Origin of the sequence: Myxococcus vastator (assembly GCF_010894475.1) — a bacterium.
GTDB classification, from domain to species: domain Bacteria; phylum Myxococcota; class Myxococcia; order Myxococcales; family Myxococcaceae; genus Myxococcus; species Myxococcus vastator.
Window position 1 is genome coordinate 1 of sequence record NZ_JAAIYB010000964.1, and the last position, 502, is coordinate 502.

The following is a 502-nucleotide window of genomic DNA, read 5'->3' on the forward strand; positions in this document are numbered from 1 at the left end:
CCGCGGGGGCGGGCGCGGCCCTGGCGGGGGCCGTCTACTTCATGCTCGCGCACGCGTGCGCCAAGGCGGCGCTCTTCCTGGCGGCGGGCAACGTGCAGCGCGCGCTGGGGCATGACCGGGTGGAGGCGCTGCGGGGCGCGGGCGCGGCGCTGCCCATGACGTTCCTGGCCTTCGCGCTGGCCAGCCTGAGCCTGATGGGGCTGCCGCCCAGCGGCGGCTTCGTGGCCAAGTGGCTGCTGCTGCGCGGCGCGCTGGAGGCGGAGGCCTGGGCGCTGGCGGTGGCCATCGTCGGCGGCGGGCTGTTGGCGGCGGGCTACCTGCTGCGGGTGCTGGCGCTCGCGATGGCCGTGCCCTCCGGGCCTCCGCCGCCGGTGGCGCGGGTGCCGCGCACCCTGGAGGCGGTGGCGCTGGCGCTGGCGCTGGCGGCGGTGGCGCTGGGGCTGGTGTCGTCCGCGCCGCTGGCGCTGCTGGAGGTGGGGGCGCCAGAGCCGCTGGGGATGCT

General features: G+C 79.1%; 1 protein-coding gene. It reads left to right on the forward strand.

All coding sequences use genetic code 11. The features are described 5' to 3' along the window. Positions 1–502 (forward strand): proton-conducting transporter transmembrane domain-containing protein (locus G4D87_RS38580; protein ID WP_275902341.1); only part of this gene is annotated, 502 nt, incomplete at both ends.